Below are 16,072 nucleotides of genomic sequence, written 5' to 3' on the forward strand. Positions count from 1 at the left end.
AGCCCTCGTGGATCCTCGCGTCGACGAGCTGGTCGCGGAGCTCCGCCGCGCCGGGTGCGTGTTCGCGGAGGACGAGGCAGCGGTTCTTCGCGCTGCCGCGGACGGTGACCGGCTCGCGGCGCTCGTCGCGCGGCGCGTGGCGGGTGAGCCGCTCGAGCACGTCGTCGGCCGGGTGGAGCTTGGCGGTGCCTCGTTCGCGGTGGGGCCGGGCGTGTTCGTGCCGCGGCAGCATTCGCTCCTGCTCGTCGACCTTGCGGTCGGCATGGTGCCGCCGGGCGGGGTGCTCGTGGACGCGTGCTGCGGGTGCGGCGCGATCGGTGCGCTCGTCGCGCACCGGGTGGAGCAGGCGCAGGGGGCGACGGCGGAGCTGCACCCGTGCGACGTCGACCCGGTCGCGCTCGGCTTCGCCCGCCAGAACGTGGCGCCGTTCGCCGGCGAGGTGCACGAGGGGGACCTGCTGGCGGCTCTGCCTGCCAGGCTGCGGGGACGCGTGGACGTGGTGGTCGCGAACGCGCCGTACGTGCCGAGCGAGCAGGTCGACCTGATGCCGCGCGAGGCGCGGGACCACGAGCCGAGGCACGCGCTCGACGGCGGGCGGGACGGCCTGGACCTGCACCGTCGGCTCGCGGACCAGGTGGGCGGGTGGCTCGCGCCGGGCGGGCACGTCCTCGTGGAGACGAGCGAGCGCCAGGCGGCGGGCTCGGCGGAGGTCTTCGCGGCGCGCGGCCTCGAGGTCCGGGTGGAGCGCTCGGACGAGCTGGACGCGACGGTCGTCGTCGGAACCCGTGCGACTGCCCGCGCCGGTCAGTCGGGGAACACTCCGGTGGACAGGTAGCGGTCGCCGCGGTCCGCGACGATGAAGACGATCGTCGCGTCCGGGGTCTCTCGGGCGAGACGGAGCGCGACAGCTGCCGCGCCGCCGGACGAGACACCGGCGAAGATGCCTTCACGGCGGGCGAGCGCCCGCATCGTGTCCTCGGCGTCGGTCTGGCTGACGTACCGGAGCTCGTCGACGACGCTCGGGTCGTAGACGCGGGGGAGGTACTCCTGCGGCCAGGCCCGGATGCCGGGGATGCGGGCGCCTTCCTCGGGCTGGACGCCGACGATGCGCACGTCGCCGGACTGCTTCTTGAGGAAGCGGCCGGTCCCGGTGATCGTCCCGGTCGTGCCCATCGACGAGACGAGGTGGGTGAGTCGTCCGCTCGTCTGCTGCCACAGCTCGGGTCCGGTGCTCGCCTCGTGGGCGGCGGGATTGTCGGGGTTGGCGAACTGGTCGAGGACGATGCCTTCTCCGGCGGCGACCATGGCGGCTGCGACGTCGCGCGAGTGCTCCATGCCGCGCTCGCGGGCGGTGAGGACGAGCTCGGCGCCGTAGGCCCGCATGGTGCGGGCGCGCTCGACGGACAGGTCCTCGGGCATGACGAGAATGAGCCGGTAGCCCTTGATCGCGGCGGCCATGGCGAGCGCGATGCCGGTGTTGCCGCTCGTGGCCTCGATGAGGGTGTCGCCCGGGCGGATGTCCCCGCGCTCCTCGGCGCGGGCGATCATGGACAGCGCGGGCCGGTCCTTGACGGAGCCTGCCGGGTTGTTGCCCTCGAGCTTGGCGAGGACGACCGTCCCGGGGGCGGCGTCCTCGGCGAGGCGCTGGAGCCGGACCAGGGGAGTCGACCCGACGGTCGACTCGATCGTCGGGTACTGCTGCTCGCCCATCGGTTCCTCCACGTCTCGGTGCGGCGGTGCGTCGCTCAGCCCAGGCTACGGACCCGGTCGGCGAGGTCGGGGACGCGGGCGGCGTCGTCTCGCTGCGCGGCCACGAGCTCGGGTGCGCTCACGGTCGACAGGCGCGGGTCGACGGGGGCGGGGCTCTCGAGCTCGTCGTCGACGACGCCGAGCGACTGGAACCGGCGGGCGGAGACGAGGACGCGGGTCTCGAGGGAGCCGATCGTCTGGTTGTAGGCGGCGGCGCTGCTCTCGATCGCGCGGCCGAGCCTGCCGAGGTGCCCGGAGAGGGTCGCGAGACGGCCGTGCAGCTCCTTGCCGAGGGAGAGCACCTGCTGGGCGTTGTCGGCGAGCGTCTCCTGGCGCCACGCGTACGCGACGGTGCGCAGCAGCGCGAGGAGCGTCATGGGTGTCGCGACGACGACGTTGCGGTCGAACGCGTGCTCCACAAGCCCTGGGTCTGCTTCGAGCGCAGCGTGGAGGAACGGGTCTGCGGGGACGAACAGCACGACGAACTCGGGTGACGGCGCGAGCTGTTCCCAGTAGCGCTTGCCCGCGAGCTCGTCGACGTGGCGCCGCACGGCGCGGGCGTGGGCGGCGAGCCGCTCGGCACGCATGGCGGGGTCGTCCGTCTCGGATGCTTCGAGGTACGCGTTGAACGGCACCTTCGCGTCGACGACGACGTTCTTGCCGCCTGCGAGCCGAACGACCATGTCAGGGCGCAGCAGCCCGTCGTCGGTGCGCACGCTCGACTGCTCCACGAAGTCGACGCGTGCGAGCATCCCCGCGCTCTCGACGACCCGGCGCAGCTGGGTCTCGCCCCAGCGCCCACGCACCTGCGCGGACCGCAGCGCGGTGACCAGGCGGCCCGTCTCGGCCCGCAGCAGCTCCGACGACTCGCGCATCGCGCGGACCTGCTCGGTCAGCGTCGACGTCCCGGTGAGCCGGGCGCGCTCGGCGTCAGCGACCTGGGACTTGAGCTGCGCGAGCGTCGTCGCGAGCGGGTCGACGAGCGCGCGCACGGCCGCCTCGCGTCGTTCCATGTCGGCCTGGCCCGCGACCTGCGTCGTGCGGACGCGCTGCTCGGTGAGCTCGAGCAGACGCTCGGAGCTCGTCGCGAGCGCCTCGGCGGCGAGGTCACGGAACTGCGTCGCGGCCTGCTGCCGCTCGTGCGCGAGGATCTCCTCGCGCTGCGCCGCGGCCCGACGCTCGGCGTCGAGCTCCGCAGCGAGGCGCTCGGCACGCAGGGCGGTACGACGTTCGTCAGCGCCGCGACGTGCGCCTGCGAGGAGGTACCCGGCGACGAAGGCGAGCGCGAGGGCGACGAACGACACCGCGAACGCGGTCGGGCTCATGTCCATGGCGCCACCCTGGCAGGGGGCACTGACAATCCGCCCCCGCCACGCGCGGCGAGGTCCCGTACGCTCGGGTCATGTCGACGTCGTCCACCCGCGAGAGCGCGCCCGCGCTCGCCCTGCGCGGGCTGTGGAAGCGGTTCGGCGAGAAGACCGCGGTCGCGGGCATCGACCTGACCGTGCCGGCCGGCTCGTTCTACGGCCTCGTCGGGCCCAACGGCGCAGGCAAGACGACGACGCTCTCGATGGCGACGGGACTCCTTCGTCCGGACGCGGGGAGCGTGCACGTCCAGGGCTTCGACCTGTGGCGCGACCCGGACACGGCCAAGCGCACGCTCGGCGTGCTGCCTGACGGCATGCGGCTCTTCGACCGGCTGACGGGCGCGCAGATGGTCACGTATGCGGGGCTGCTGCGCGGCATGGACCGCGAGACGGTCGCCACCCGCACGGCCGAGCTGCTCGACGCGTTCGACCTCACCCGCGAGGCAGGCACCCTCGTGATCGACTACTCGGCTGGCATGACGAAGAAGATCGCGCTCGCGACGGCCATGGTGCACGCACCGCGCGTCATGATCCTCGACGAGCCGTTCGAGGCGGTCGACCCGGTCTCGGCGACGAACATCATCCAGATCCTCGGGCACTACGTCGACGGCGGCGGCACGGTCGTCGTGTCGTCGCACGTCATGGACCTCGTGCAGCGGATGTGCGACCACGTCGCGATCATCGCGGGCGGGCACGTCCTCGCTGCGGGGACGGTCGACGAGGTGCGCGGCACGCGCAGCCTCGACGAGACGTTCGTCGAGCTCGTCGGCGGGCGGCGCGAGGGGCAGGGGCTGGAGTGGTTGCGCACGTCCTGAGGCTGCGCCTGCAGCTGTACGCCAACTCGCTGCGACGCAGCGTCTGGTTCGCGCTGGGCACGCTGCTCGCGCTCGGCAACGCCGTGGTGGTCGTGCTGGTGGTCCTCGGCGGGGTGGGTTTCACGCGTCGCGTCTCTGACGAGCTCTTCGAGTCGACCGGCGTGCTCGTCGGGGCGATCCTCGTGCTCGGGTGGTGGGTCCTGCCGCTCATGGCGTTCGGGGTGGACTCGAGCCTCGCTCCGCCCCGGTTCGCGACGTTCGGCACCGACCGTCGGCGTCTGCTGGTAGGCATGGCGCTCGCTGCCGTCATCGGGGTGCCGGGGCTGGCGACGGTCGCGCTCACGTCCCTCCTGCCGTTGCTCTGGCTGCCGGACAGGTGCGCCACGGCGGCCGGGCTCGTCGTGGCACCGATCGTGGTGGCGCAGTGCGTGGTGGGCTCCCGCGCGACGACGACGCTGCTCGCTCCGCTCATGCGCACGCGTCGCTTCCGGGAGGTCGCGGGCCTCATGGTGCTCGTGCCGGTCGCGATCGCGGGCCCCGTGGTCGTCAACCTGGGGCGGACGCTGCGCGAGGGGGCCGACCTCGTGCCCAAGATCGTCGAGGTCGTCTCGTGGACGCCGCCCGGGGCGGCGTGGGCCGTCCCGGTGGCGGTCGCGCACCGTGACTGGCCGGCGGCGGGCGCGCACCTCGCGGTGGCGCTGCTGACGACCGTCGCGCTCGTGGTCGTGTGGGCGCGCGGTGTCGGGCGGGTGCTCGTGTCGCCCTTGTCCGACGAGGTCGGCTCGCGCAGGACGCACGGCCCGGGAGTGTTCGCCTGGGTCCCGACGACGCCCGCGTGGGCTGTCGCGGCGCGGTGCTTGACGTACTGGGTGCGGGACGTGCGGTACGTCGGCAACCTGACCGTGCTGCCCGTCGTGGCTGTCGCGGTGTACTTCCTCACGGACGGCTCGCACACGGCGATGCTGCTCGTGGTGACGCCGCTCGTGGCGTTCACGCTCGGCTGGGCGATCGCGGCAGACGTCGCGTACGACAACACCGCGTTCTGGTTGCACGTCGCGTGCGGCGTGCGTGGGCGCGACGACCGCCTCGGGCGGTTCATCGCCCTGTGCATCGTGGGGCTGCCGATCATCGTGGCGAGCGCCGTCGCCGCTGCGGCGCTCACCGGGCGGTGGGACCAGCTGGCGGCGGTCCTGGGGCTGTCGCTGGGCGTGTTCGGAGCGTCGGCCGGGCTGTCGAGCATCATCTCCGCGCGCTTCGTCTTCGCCGTGCCGCGGCCTGGCGACGGGCCGCTCTCGACGCCGCAGGGGTCGGCGACCGCGAACCTCGTCGTCCAGGGCGCCGCGTGGGCAGTCCTGCTCGTGCTCGTCGCGCCGCTCGTCGCGCTCGCGGTGCTCGCGATGCGCGGAGGCGACGTTGCGGCCTGGGCCCTCGTCGTCGTCGGCCCGGCGCTGGGCGCCGCTGTCGCTGCGGTGGGCCTGCGCCTCGGCGCGAGGCTCTACGACGCGGGCGTGCCCGAGCTGATGCAGCGCCTGCGGATGGTCGGCTGACGCCTCACTTGACGACGCGCGGCGAGATGACGACGGCGAGGAGCGCGAGCAGGAGCGTCGCCGCGAACCCGACGGCGTAGCCGCCGACGCCGACGTGCGCGACGAGCGCTGACACGGCCGTCCCGGAGAGGGCGAGGACGAACGCGCTCATGAGCGAGTCCGACACCTGGAGCGCGGACGTGCTCGCACCCTGCTCGTGCGGTGCAGCGAGGTCGAACACGAGGACGGCGAGCGTCGGGTAGATCATGCCGATCCCGAAGCCGCCGCACGCCCAGCCGACCCAGGCGAACGCGACGGGGGAGCCGGGGAGCACGAGGGTCGCGGCGGCGACGATCGCGACCGCGATGAGCGTCGAGCCGAGGCGCAGGTAGGTCGTGGGGGTCCAGTGCCCGCGGCCGCGCACGGCTGAGCCGGTCGCCCACGTGACCGCCCCGACCGTGAGGATCGTGCCGGCGCTCGCGGGGGACATGTGGCGTTCGGTCTGCAGGATCAGCGGGAGGAACACCTCGGTCGCGAAGAACGCGGCGGCGACGATGCCGCGCAGCGCGATGACGGTCGGCAGGCCGCGGGCGGCGCGGAGCGTGCCTCGGGGCAGGAGCGGCGTCCCGGCGACGGCGGCGACGAGCGCGCCGCCCGCGACGAGCGCGGTGCGCGCGGCTCCGTCGGTGGCCGCCCCGAGGGACATGGCGGCGACGCCGGCCCCGGCGAGCGTCGCGAGCCCGAAGCGCCGCCACGGCAGCGGGCCGGTCGAGGCGCCGTCGGCGGTCATGTCGGGCGCGGGGACGCGCCACGTCGTCATGACGATGATCACCGCGGCGGGCACGGCGATGACGACGACGGCGAGGAACACCCAGCGCCATCCGAAGGTCTGCACGATGAAGCCGGAGATCATCGGGCCGACGAGCGACGGCACGACCCACGCGGCGGAGAACGCGGCGAGCACCTTGGCGCGCTGCCCGGCCGGGAAGGCGCGCGCGACGATCACGTACAGCGCGACGACGAACATCCCGGAGCCGAGGCCCTGCAGGGCGCGACCGACGAGCAGGACGGTCATGCTCGTGGCGAGGCCGGCGGCGAGGAGCCCGAGGGCGAACGCGACCACGCCGACGAGGAGCGGCTGCACCGGCCGGGCACGGTCGGCGAGGGCTCCGGCGACGACCATCCCGATGACCGATGTCGCGAGCGTGAGCGAGAACGCGGCCGCGTACAGGCCGAGCCCGTCGAGCGCCTCCGCGATGACGGGCATCGCCGTGGAGACGGCGAGAGCCTCGAACGCACCCACGGTGATCAGCGCGACCATGCCGACGACGAGGACGCGCGAGCCGGCGGTCGGGGCGGGCTGGTCGGGGGTGGAGGGTTCGGTGGTCACCGATGCACTCTAGACTTGGCGACCGTGGCCCTCACTATCGGGATCGCCGGACTCCCCAACGTCGGCAAGTCGACCCTCTTCAACGCTCTAACGCGCGCGCAGGTGCTCGCGGCGAACTACCCGTTCGCGACGATCGAGCCCAACGTCGGCGTCGTGCCGCTGCCGGACCCGCGGCTGAACAAGCTCGCGGAGATCTTCGGCTCGGAGCGCATCTTGCCTGCGACCGTGTCCTTCGTGGACATCGCGGGCATCGTGCGTGGCGCGAGCGAGGGCGAGGGCCTCGGCAACAAGTTCCTCGCGAACATCCGTGAGGCGGACGCGATCTGCCAGGTGACGCGCGCGTTCGCGGACCCGGACGTGGTGCACGTCGACGGCAAGGTCTCGCCGAAGGATGACATCGAGACGATCAACACCGAGCTGATCCTGGCGGACCTCCAGACGCTGGAGAAGGCGGTCCCGCGCATGGAGAAGGAGGTCAAGATCAAGAAGGGCGACCCCGCCCTCCTGGCGGCTGCCCAGCGCGCGCAGACCATCCTCGAGTCGGGACGCACCCTCTTCTCCGCGGCCGACGCCGAGAAGCTCGACCTCGCGGAGCTCGCCTCGCTGCAGCTCATGACGGCGAAGCCGTTCATCTACGTGTTCAACACGGACGACGCAGGCCTTGCCGACGAGGCGTTCCAGGCTGAGCTGCGCGCCCACGTCGCGCCCGCCGACGCGATCTTCCTCGACGCCAAGTTCGAGTCCGAGCTCGTCGAGCTGGAGCCCGAGGAGGCCGCGGAGATGCTCGCGGACAACGGGCAGGAGGAGGCTGGCCTCGATCAGCTCGCCCGCGTCGGCTTCCACACGCTCGGCCTCCAGACCTACCTGACGGCAGGCCCGAAGGAGTCGCGCGCCTGGACGATCCGCCGGGGCTGGACCGCCCCGCAGGCGGCCGGGGTGATCCACACCGACTTCGAGCGCGGCTTCATCAAGGCTGAGGTCATTGGCTTCGACGACCTCGTCGAGGCCGGCTCGGTCGCCGCCGCCCGCGCCGCGGGCAAGGCCCGCGTCGAGGGCAAGGACTACGTCATGCAGGACGGCGACGTCGTGGAGTTCCGCTTCAACGTGTAGACATCAGCGATACAACTCAGGGGGCTATTCTAGTGATGCTCGGGGAAAAAGGCGCCAGGACAATATTTTGGTCGGGCGTTCTGTTGGGAAGCTCGGCCGCGGTCACTGTCGTAATCGATCAGCCAACAGCGGCGACCGCGCTTGCGGCTTGTGCCGGCGTCTTCGCCGTTTGGTTGACCTATATCATTGCTCGACGCCAGGATCGCGAAGCTGGTGCCCTTAAGGATCTCGTCGAGAAGATTCACTCCATCCAGTTACGTGACGCCGAACGTGAATCGGCACTGGACTATGATCCCGGGGCTGTCGAATCTGAGAGTGACGACTCGGAGAGCCAGGCCGAGGCTCCTGACTATGCGCAGGACGTCGTGGACCGCCTTCGTGTCCAGGGGGCCGACGTCGACCCCGCTTCCTTGCGGTGGCGAAGGAAGCAACCGGCTCCAAGGTTGCCGGGAAATCACGGATGGTTCGTTGAAACTCCGGATGGTGCCGGAAGGTGGTATGCGCGGAAGGCGCGAGGCTTGACGGTTAGAAAGGCCATGCCCCGAGCGTTTCTAGAGGAGCTTCGACGGTCGGCAGGGGTGGATCCGCAGCAAATCAAGCGTGATTTCCAACTCAAAGAGCATGGTCTGGCAGCGTGGTATGCCAGAACGTATGAGGATGACCTATGGAAGGTTTGGAGATCAAATAGAAATCCGGCAGCGGGGATTCAAGTCAAGCGTGTCGATAGAGATCGTGATTAAGGCTGTTATTTCGATCTTCCAAGCATCGTGTCGCTACGACGAAGAGATGATCCGTCGTGCGACCGAGGCGTACGATCGCGAGAACCCGAACATGCCCGAACCGCGGCGGCGGGAGCACGGCCCGTGTTTGCCGACTTAACCCTCGATCGCATTGGTCCGGCAGTGCCGTCGGCAATAGCGGGCAGCGCCCTCGCTGTCTCCGGGCAGCGTGGCAAGATCGGGCCATGGACATCCTCGCGCTGGTCATCTCAGCACTGTCGCTGATCGTCGCGGGCGTCGGGACCTACCAAGCCAACAAGCGTGCCAACGAAGCACTCGCTGAGTCGCGCAAGGCGTCTGAGGATGCACGCTGGCTCGCGGTGCAGGAAGCCGTCCAGCGCCTCATCGGGTTCGATCCCACCGCAGAGCCCGTGGGGGAGCGGCTGGCCAATCTGCGCATCAGGTCGATCGCGCTCGTGGACCAGCTCGATGGGTGGGACGGCATCGACTCGTGGCTGGAGGCCGAGCGCACACTGGGCGCGACCATCGGACGGCAGGTGATGGAGGCAGCCAAGCCGGGCGACACCGTCGAACGGCGGGTGGAGAACCTCGACCCGCTGATGAGCTGGGCGCACGCGCTGAGCAGCAACCTGCGCCACTTCCGATCGATCGGCCACGACGCGGCTGTCCTTGCCAAGCTCCAGGCCAACGCCGAGGAGTACGTCAAGGACATCCATGAACGTCACGGCTGGGATCTGCCGCCGCGGACCAACCCCCGGATCCAGCCGCTGGAGTAGGCCTCTTCGCTTCGCGGCTAAACCGGAGCAGCCTGAGGCCGTGGACCGCCTTAACATCCCGCCGCGGTCGCGACGCGTGTCGCCGGCTACTGGCACACTGAGGTCATGCCTCGAATTACGCTCACCGCTGGAAACGACTTGGTCCAGCGCCTCGCCGGTGAGACTGACCCGGTGCGAGCGGTCATCGAGCTGATCTGGAACAGCCTTGATGCTGACGCCAACGAGGTGTCAGTTACTCTCGACCGCAACGTCGCGGACGGCATTGTCGGCGTCACCGTACGCGATGACGGCCTCGGCATGAGCCCGGAACGCGTCGAGCAGGACTTCAAGTGGGTGGGGAACTCCTGGAAGCTCGGGGCGCGCGTCACCGAGCGCGAGAAGCGGCCCCTGCACGGCAGGCTTGGCCAGGGGCGTCTGCGCGCCTTCGCGCTGGGAACCCGCATCACCTGGGAGACCGTTGGCCAGGATGCCACGGGCACGTTCAAGATGACTCGCGTGTCGTCGACGATTGACCATCGCAACGACTTCTCCGGCCCCAATCCTGTCGATGCCCAGGGACCGACCTACACGGAGTTCCGGGCTGAAGGCCGCGACTCGCTCGGCCGGCTCGAAGGCGACGCCGCACGGCCGCGCATCGGTGCTGCCCTTGCTCTGCATCTGCTGACTTTCCCGACGATCGAAGTCCGGTACGACGGAGTAAGGATCGACCCCGCCGCAAGCATCGAGCGCGAGACGACGCACGAGCTGAAGTGGTCCTACGACGGAGCCGAGCGCCGCGCCGCACTGAAAGTCGTCGAGTGGCGGGATGTGAAGGGCCGGACGCTCTATCTCTGCGACGAAAAGGGCGTTCCCGTCGATGAGACGCCGATCAGGCGCTTCGCCGACTTCAACTTCGCTGCGTACGTCCTGTGGGAGGACATGACGGAGCATGCCAACGAGGTGCTGCTCGTCGATATGGAGCAGGAGACCTCGCTGCTCGGATCCCTGATGGAGGTCGTGGGCTCCACACTCGAGGACCACTTCGAAGCCCGCCGTTCTGAGCAGCGCCGCCAGCTTGTTGACCGCTGGAAAGAGACCAAGGCATACCCGTACGAAGGCGATCCCGCCTCGGAGGAGGAAGTGGTTGAGCGAGCGACTTTCGATGTCGTTGCGACCGCTGTTCGTCGGCACATCCCCAAGACCCGCGGCCAGGAGAAGCTGACGCTGGGGCTCCTCAAGGACACGCTCCAGCGGAACCCGGATGGCGTGAAGACGCTCCTGAACCAGTACGTCGGGCTGACCGAAGGCGAGAGCGAAGAGCTCGATCGCCTGCTTGAGCGGACACCGCTCTCGCGGCTGATTCGGGCGACAACCGACGTGACCGACCGCCTGGACTTCCTGAGCGCACTTCGCGAGATCGTCTTCAACCCCGAAGCCAAGGGGCTGGTCAAGGAGCGGGACCACCTGCACAGGATCCTGGAGCGCGAGAGTTGGGTGTTCGGGGAGCAGTTCAACATGATGAGCTCGGAGATCGGTCTAACCCGGGCGCTCGAGCAGCACCTCAGCATGCTTGGCCGCGAGGGGGAGCCTGTTTCGAAGGTCACGAAGACCGACGGCAGCCAGGGCCGCCTGGACTTGATGTTCTCCCTGGCGGCACCCGAGCACGAGACGAAGCGCCACCTGGTTGTGGAGCTGAAGGCCCCCTCTGTGGTTGCGTCGTACAAGGAAGCCAACCAGATCAAGGGCTATGCGCGTGCCATCGTCGAGGATCCGCAGTTTGCCGGCACTCACACCGTCTGGGACTTCGTGCTCGTCGTCAACGACTACAACAACGACGTGCGGCGCGACATCAACCAGCGTGGCCGTGAGTCGGGGCTGCTCGATGAGTCCGAGCTCGACCCGAACTCGCCGTTGCGCTACAGGGTCTGGGTGCGGCGCTGGTCGGAGATCCTCGAGTCCGCGGATCAGCGCTTGCTCTACTACAAGCGCGGGCTGCAGCACGATGCTTCACTCCTCGACGTCAAGCGGTACCTGCGCGAGCACCACGCAGACGTCCTGCCGGAGGGGCTCTTCTCGGAGGACGATCCGAGCTAGGTCGGATCCCCATCTGTGAGTCTTGGCCTGCGGCAACGGGTACCCGTGGCTGCATCGCTACAGGTTGGTACGTGCCGGAACTCGGTGGAGTCCCGCTTCAACGTGTGATGCTCGGAGGCGGTGGTGGGGGCGCTGCCTCGATGATCCGCGTGAGCGCCTGACGGGTGGCCACGCGCTGCGCGATCTCCCTCGTCAGACGATCTCGCTCCTCGATGAGACGCTCGGTCAGGAGCGATGTCTGTGACGCAGGGTCCGACATGCAGGGCAGGACGTCGCCGATCGTCGCCGTGTTGAGTCCCGCCGCAAGCAGCTGTCGGACGATCGCCACCCGATCCACGTCCGTCTCGCTGAAGTAACGCTGACCGCTCGCGGAACGGGTCGGAACGATGAGGCCCCGCTCTTCGTAGTACCGCAGCGACCGGATGCTCGCACCGGTCCGCTGCGAGAGCTCACCGATGCGCATGCCCCTTGCCTCTCACATTGGTGTCAGGTCCTACGGTCGTCAGCATGACACGACAAGAAGCGCAGACACCCCGTGTGAAGCAACTTCGCCTGGTCGTCGAGGCGACAGACTTCGACGTCGCCCTCGAGTTCTACCGCGACGTGCTCGGTCTCCCGGAGCGCGCGGCCTTCGAAGGTGATGGCGGGGCCCGCGTCGCGATTCTTGACGCTGGCCAGGCCACGCTGGAACTGTCCAACCCCGCTCAGGTGAGACTGATCGACGCAGCAGAGGCGGACGGAACGCCCAGTGCCCGCATCCGCGTGGCGTTCGAGGTCGACGACAGTCAGGGAGTGACCCGCGAGCTCGCTTCGGCGGGCGCGGAGGTGATCGCGGAGCCGCGTGAAACGCCGTGGAGATCCTTGAACTCGCGTCTCCATGCGCCCGCCGACCTCGAGGTCACCCTCTTCCAAGAACTGGAGAGCGTTGAAGAGCGACGCGCGCGACCGGGCTTCAAGTCGCCCTGAGCGCGCGGCCGCCCTGCCCAACGCCAGAGATGGAGCGTCTCCCACTTCGCATGGGCGCCCGTCGGTTCGACCGCCGGTCCGCGCGACGTCGGGAGGTAGTCCAGCAGCACGCTGCGCCCTCAGCCGAGCGACTCGACGAACGTGCGGACGTCGTCGACGACGAGCCGCGCGACGGCGGTCGCGCCGACGGGGGAGGACTTGAGCACCTTCATGGAGTGGTCGGCGCCCGGCACCGCGGTGACGCGGACGTCGGAGGCCGGGGCTGCGGCGAGTGCCCCGCGGACGTCGTCGGCGGTGCCGAACGTGTCGCGATCCCCCTGGAGGACGAGCCTGGGGACGCTCGGCAGGAGCAGCTCGTCGATGCGGGAGCGTTCGGGCTTGCCCGGCGGGTGCAGCGGGAAGGCGAGGCAGACGACGCCAGCCGCCGCGACAGACTGCGCGGTCCGGCAGGCGACCCGCGCTCCCGCGCTGCGGCCGCCGACGACGAGCGGTCGCCCATCAGCGATCCGCGTGACGTGCGGAGCAGCGGCGAGCCAGCCGACGTCGAGGGCTGCGGGACGCGGCGCAACCTTGCGGCCTGCGACGCGCCACGGCTGCTCGTACCGCACGACCGTGACTCCTGCCGCAGGCAGCGCGTCGGCGAGCGCTGCGAGGTCGAGCGCGTCGATGCCGCCGCCAGCGCCGTGCCCGAGCCAGAGCACCGCTCGGGCGTCAGTCGCCGGGGCGACGACGAGCCGGCCAGGACCGAGCTCGGTGGAGACGTCGACGTTCATGCGGGGCCTCAGCGCGAGCTGACGCCGAACGCCTTGCCGAGCGCGGCGTCGTCGGGCAGGAGGCTGAGCATGAACGCGGCGAGGTCCGCGCGCGGGATGGTGCCGCGCAGCGTGCCGGGCTGGCCGACCTCGAGGGCGGTCCAGGTGCCCGTCGCGGGCTTATCCGTGAGGCCGCTCGGACGCACGATCGTCCAGTCGAGGCCGGAGGCCGTGACCGCCGCCTCCTGCTCGTCGTGGTCGGCGAGCGGCTTGGCGAGCGCGAGCATCGTGAGGCCGCGGATCGCGCGGGGGAGCTGCACGGAGGAACCGCTCGCGCCGAGGGAGGACTGCACGACCAGGCGGCGGACGCCCGCCGCACGCATCGCTTTGATGACGGTCCGTGCGACGGAGGCGCGCTGGTGCTGCACGCCCTTGGCCCCGCCGACAGTGACGACGACGGCGTCCGCTCCGGTGACGGCGCGCGTGACGGCATCGAGATCGGTCGCGCTGCCTGCGAGGGCGGTGGTGCCTGCGGGTGCCGTCCCGCGGCGGGAAATCACGACGACGTCGTGCCCCGCCTCGGTGGCGAGCGTGGCGAGCTGGGCTCCGGTTCCCTGGGAACCGCCGATGATGCAGATCTTCACGTGCCCCCCTGGGGGTCGTCGCCGCGTGGTCCCGGGTCGGCAGGGGACAGGCGGCGGGTTGAGCGTTGCTACGAGCAACTGTTACATGAAGTTAACAGTCCGCTGCCTGAGATAGTGAGGGTCACATCTTGGGCATTTGTCGGAAGAGCCCTCGCGGTGTGACCCAAGTCTCTCTCGCTTTTCGCTATCAGGCGATATGACAGCGTCCAACATCTGGGACGCCCCGGCGTTTGCGCAGGTAGCAGCGTCGTGTGGTGTCGCGGTGGGCGCACGGTGTGGACGAACCGTATATCCCGGAACTGTAACGATTGGCTCGCAGAACGAGGTCAGGGCCCCCTAATCAGCGGATTTGCTGTGTACCGTCTCCAAGAACCACAGTTGGTTCTGTACGTGGCTGCCCCAGGCTGCACCGATGGCTGTCGGTGCCTCGGCGCTCAAGCGCCAAGCCCGAGGGGGGCCACCCCCACGAGGAGGAACATTGAAGAACAAGCGGATGCACGCTGCGGTGGCTCTGACCGCCGTCGGCGCGCTCGCCCTGACCGCGTGCAGCGGTGACGGCGACAACACCTCGAGCTCGGCCCCGACGAGCACCTCGACCACGAAGTTCACCATCGCGTACAACGGTGACGGAGGCCACCAGGCCTGGGTCGACGCAGTCGCCAACTCGATCAAGAACACGCTCGGCATCCAGGCCGAGGGCCAGCCGTACGCGACGTTCGCGGAGCTCCGCAAGGACGTCCAGGACCGGAAGATGACCGGCGCGTTCCGCACCGGATGGCAGGCGGACTACCCGTCGCTCTACAACTTCCTCGGCCCGCTCTACGGCACGGGCGCTGGCTCCAACGACGGTGACTACACCAACGAGAACTTCGACGGGCTCCTCCGCCAGGGTCTCGCCGCGAAGTCCGTCGAGGAGGCCAACGGCTTCTTCGACCAGGCGCAGGAGCAGCTCTTCACCGACCTGCCCGCGATCCCGCTGTGGTACTCGAACGTCACGGGCGGCTCGTCCGAGAACGTCACCGACGTCGAGTTCGGCTGGAACTCGCAGCCGATCTACTCGGCCGTCAAGAAGGACAACGGCGACGGCATCGTCCTCGCGAACGGCTCCGAGCCCGCGAACCCGCTCCTCCCCGGCATGACCAACGAGACCGGCGGCGGCCGCATCATGGACCAGATCTTCCAGGGTCTCGTGTCCTACAAGGCTGACGGCTCCCCGCAGAACGAGCTCGCCGAGTCGATCACGAGCGACGACAGCCAGACCTGGACCATCAAGATCAAGTCTGGCCACAAGTTCCAGAACGGCGAAGAGGTCACCGCGAAGTCGTTCGTGGACGCGTGGAACTACGGCGCGCTCCTCAAGAACGCCCAGCTGAGCTCCTACTTCTTCGAGTCGATCGAGGGCTTCTCGTACGACGAGGACTCCGAGCTCACCGGTCTCACGATCGTCGACGACCAGACGTTCACGGTGAAGCTGAAGCAGCCCGAGGCTGACTTCCCGCTGCGCCTGGGCTACACGGCGTTCATGCCGCTGCCGTCCGTCGCGTTCGAGGACATGGAGGCCTACGGCCAGGCCCCGATCGCCAACGGCCCGTACATCGTCAAGGAGGGCAGCTGGAAGCACGACACGTCGATCGACCTCGTGCCGAACCCTGACTACGACGGCCCCCGCACGCCGCAGAACAAGGGCATCCGCTTCTCGTTCTACACGTCGCAGGACACCGCGTACACGGACCTGCTCGCGAACAACCTCGACGTCCTCGACGCCGTCCCGGACAGCGCGTTCTCCACGTTCGAGGGTGACCTCAACGGCCGCGCCGTGAACCAGGCCTCGGCCGTGTTCCAGTCCTTCACCATCCCCGAGAAGCTCGAGCACTTCTCGGGCGAGGAGGGCATCCTCCGCCGCCAGGCGATCTCGATGTCGATCGACCGTGACGCGATCACGAAGGCGATCTTCGAGGGCACCCGCACCCCGGCCAAGGACTTCACGTCCCCGGTCATCGCCGGCTGGAACGACAAGCTCCAGGGCTCCGAGGTTCTCACGTACAACCCGGAGAAGGCCAAGGAGCTGTGGGCCAAGGCCGACGCCATCAGCAAGTGGTGATCACCCTCCGGTGACATCTCAGGTCGGTCGGGCCGGACGCGTCCGGCCCGACCGACCTCCGCA

Annotated in this window: 14 protein-coding genes; 8 read left to right on the forward strand and 6 right to left on the reverse strand. The window is 69.6% G+C overall.

Annotated features, from left to right (window positions below; translation table 11 throughout):
- Positions 1 to 7 precede the first annotated feature (7 nt).
- Positions 8 to 835, forward strand: a complete 828-nt coding sequence (locus AC4F3Q_RS02135; RefSeq protein ID WP_491038534.1) for a putative protein N(5)-glutamine methyltransferase — start codon at positions 8 to 10, stop codon at positions 833 to 835.
- Here the strand turns inward: AC4F3Q_RS02135 and cysM are convergent.
- Both cysM and AC4F3Q_RS02145 read right to left on the reverse strand, forming a co-directional pair.
- A complete protein-coding gene (cysM, locus tag AC4F3Q_RS02140) occupies positions 805 to 1,710 on the reverse strand; it encodes a cysteine synthase CysM (protein WP_491038535.1) in 906 nt (301 codons plus the stop codon). The genes AC4F3Q_RS02135 and cysM overlap by 31 nt on opposite strands.
- Before the next feature lie 35 nt (positions 1,711 to 1,745).
- Entirely contained in the window at positions 1,746 to 3,080 is a 1,335-nt protein-coding gene (locus AC4F3Q_RS02145) for a DNA recombination protein RmuC (protein WP_491038536.1), read from the reverse strand.
- A gap of 71 nt (positions 3,081 to 3,151) precedes the next feature.
- On the opposite strand from AC4F3Q_RS02145, the gene AC4F3Q_RS02150 reads away from it, so the two are divergent.
- Positions 3,152 to 3,931 (forward strand): ABC transporter ATP-binding protein, encoded by a 780-nt coding sequence (locus AC4F3Q_RS02150; protein WP_491038537.1) that lies wholly within the window; start codon positions 3,152 to 3,154, stop codon positions 3,929 to 3,931.
- Complete coding sequence (locus AC4F3Q_RS02155) at positions 3,913 to 5,478, forward strand: hypothetical protein (RefSeq protein WP_491038538.1); 1,566 nt, start codon at positions 3,913 to 3,915, stop codon at positions 5,476 to 5,478. Before AC4F3Q_RS02150 ends, AC4F3Q_RS02155 begins: the two co-directional genes overlap by 19 nt.
- Positions 5,479 to 5,482: 4 nt before the next feature.
- Here the strand turns inward: AC4F3Q_RS02155 and AC4F3Q_RS02160 are convergent, their stop codons facing one another.
- Positions 5,483 to 6,847: an MFS transporter gene (locus tag AC4F3Q_RS02160; RefSeq protein WP_491038539.1), complete on the reverse strand. Its 1,365-nt coding sequence runs from the start codon at positions 6,845 to 6,847 to the stop codon at positions 5,483 to 5,485.
- 24 nt (positions 6,848 to 6,871) lie between these two features.
- On the opposite strand from AC4F3Q_RS02160, the gene ychF reads away from it, so the two are divergent.
- The 3 genes from ychF (at position 6,872) to AC4F3Q_RS02175 (ending at position 11,546) form a co-directional block, all read left to right on the forward strand.
- Positions 6,872 to 7,957 carry a redox-regulated ATPase YchF gene (gene ychF, locus AC4F3Q_RS02165; RefSeq protein WP_491038540.1) on the forward strand — a complete coding sequence of 362 codons (1,086 nt, stop codon included), beginning with the start codon at positions 6,872 to 6,874 and terminating at the stop codon, positions 7,955 to 7,957.
- A gap of 964 nt (positions 7,958 to 8,921) precedes the next feature.
- Positions 8,922 to 9,473 carry a hypothetical protein gene (locus AC4F3Q_RS02170; protein ID WP_491038541.1) on the forward strand — a complete coding sequence of 184 codons (552 nt, stop codon included), beginning with the start codon at positions 8,922 to 8,924 and terminating at the stop codon, positions 9,471 to 9,473.
- A 105-nt stretch (positions 9,474 to 9,578) separates the two neighbouring features.
- Positions 9,579 to 11,546 carry an ATP-binding protein gene (locus AC4F3Q_RS02175; RefSeq protein WP_491038542.1) on the forward strand — a complete coding sequence of 656 codons (1,968 nt, stop codon included), beginning with the start codon at positions 9,579 to 9,581 and terminating at the stop codon, positions 11,544 to 11,546.
- A 97-nt stretch (positions 11,547 to 11,643) separates the two neighbouring features.
- On the opposite strand, the gene AC4F3Q_RS02180 is transcribed toward AC4F3Q_RS02175, so the two are convergent.
- Positions 11,644 to 12,009 (reverse strand): MerR family transcriptional regulator, encoded by a 366-nt coding sequence (locus AC4F3Q_RS02180; RefSeq protein WP_491038543.1) that lies wholly within the window; start codon positions 12,007 to 12,009, stop codon positions 11,644 to 11,646.
- A gap of 74 nt (positions 12,010 to 12,083) precedes the next feature.
- Here AC4F3Q_RS02180 and AC4F3Q_RS02185 point away from each other — a divergent pair, with 74 nt between their 5' ends.
- The gene (locus AC4F3Q_RS02185; protein WP_491038544.1) at positions 12,084 to 12,512 is read left to right on the forward strand and encodes a VOC family protein; all 429 of its coding nucleotides are present in this window, start codon (positions 12,084 to 12,086) and stop codon (positions 12,510 to 12,512) included.
- A 119-nt stretch (positions 12,513 to 12,631) separates the two neighbouring features.
- Here AC4F3Q_RS02185 and AC4F3Q_RS02190 read toward each other — a convergent pair whose 3' ends face one another.
- Both AC4F3Q_RS02190 and AC4F3Q_RS02195 read right to left on the reverse strand, forming a co-directional pair.
- The gene (locus AC4F3Q_RS02190) at positions 12,632 to 13,285 is read right to left on the reverse strand and encodes an alpha/beta hydrolase family protein (protein WP_491038545.1); all 654 of its coding nucleotides are present in this window, start codon (positions 13,283 to 13,285) and stop codon (positions 12,632 to 12,634) included.
- Between the two features lie 8 nt (positions 13,286 to 13,293).
- Positions 13,294 to 13,908: an NAD(P)-dependent oxidoreductase gene (locus tag AC4F3Q_RS02195; RefSeq protein ID WP_491038546.1), complete on the reverse strand. Its 615-nt coding sequence runs from the start codon at positions 13,906 to 13,908 to the stop codon at positions 13,294 to 13,296.
- Positions 13,909 to 14,401: 493 nt separating this feature from the next.
- Here AC4F3Q_RS02195 and AC4F3Q_RS02200 point away from each other — a divergent pair, with 493 nt between their 5' ends.
- On the forward strand, positions 14,402 to 16,009 hold the full coding sequence (locus AC4F3Q_RS02200; RefSeq protein ID WP_491038834.1) for a peptide ABC transporter substrate-binding protein: 1,608 nt from the start codon (positions 14,402 to 14,404) through the stop codon (positions 16,007 to 16,009).
- The last annotated feature ends 63 nt before the right edge of the window (positions 16,010 to 16,072 follow it).

It is taken from the genome of Flavimobilis sp. BM9, assembly GCF_058313055.1.

Excerpts from the sequence above, each read along its gene's own strand:
- AC4F3Q_RS02200 (WP_491038834.1), top strand. The coding sequence starts at position 14,402 with ATGCACGCTGCGGTGGCTCTGACCGCCGTCGGCGCGCTCGCCCTGACC.
- cysM (WP_491038535.1), bottom strand. The coding sequence starts at position 1,710 with ATGGGCGAGCAGCAGTACCCGACGATCGAGTCGACCGTCGGGTCGACT.
- AC4F3Q_RS02145 (WP_491038536.1), bottom strand. The coding sequence starts at position 3,080 with ATGGACATGAGCCCGACCGCGTTCGCGGTGTCGTTCGTCGCCCTCGCG.
- AC4F3Q_RS02190 (WP_491038545.1), bottom strand. The coding sequence starts at position 13,285 with ATGAACGTCGACGTCTCCACCGAGCTCGGTCCTGGCCGGCTCGTCGTC.
- AC4F3Q_RS02180 (WP_491038543.1), bottom strand. The coding sequence starts at position 12,009 with ATGCGCATCGGTGAGCTCTCGCAGCGGACCGGTGCGAGCATCCGGTCG.
- AC4F3Q_RS02170 (WP_491038541.1), top strand. The coding sequence starts at position 8,922 with ATGGACATCCTCGCGCTGGTCATCTCAGCACTGTCGCTGATCGTCGCG.
- AC4F3Q_RS02175 (WP_491038542.1), top strand. The coding sequence starts at position 9,579 with ATGCCTCGAATTACGCTCACCGCTGGAAACGACTTGGTCCAGCGCCTC.
- AC4F3Q_RS02150 (WP_491038537.1), top strand. The coding sequence starts at position 3,152 with ATGTCGACGTCGTCCACCCGCGAGAGCGCGCCCGCGCTCGCCCTGCGC.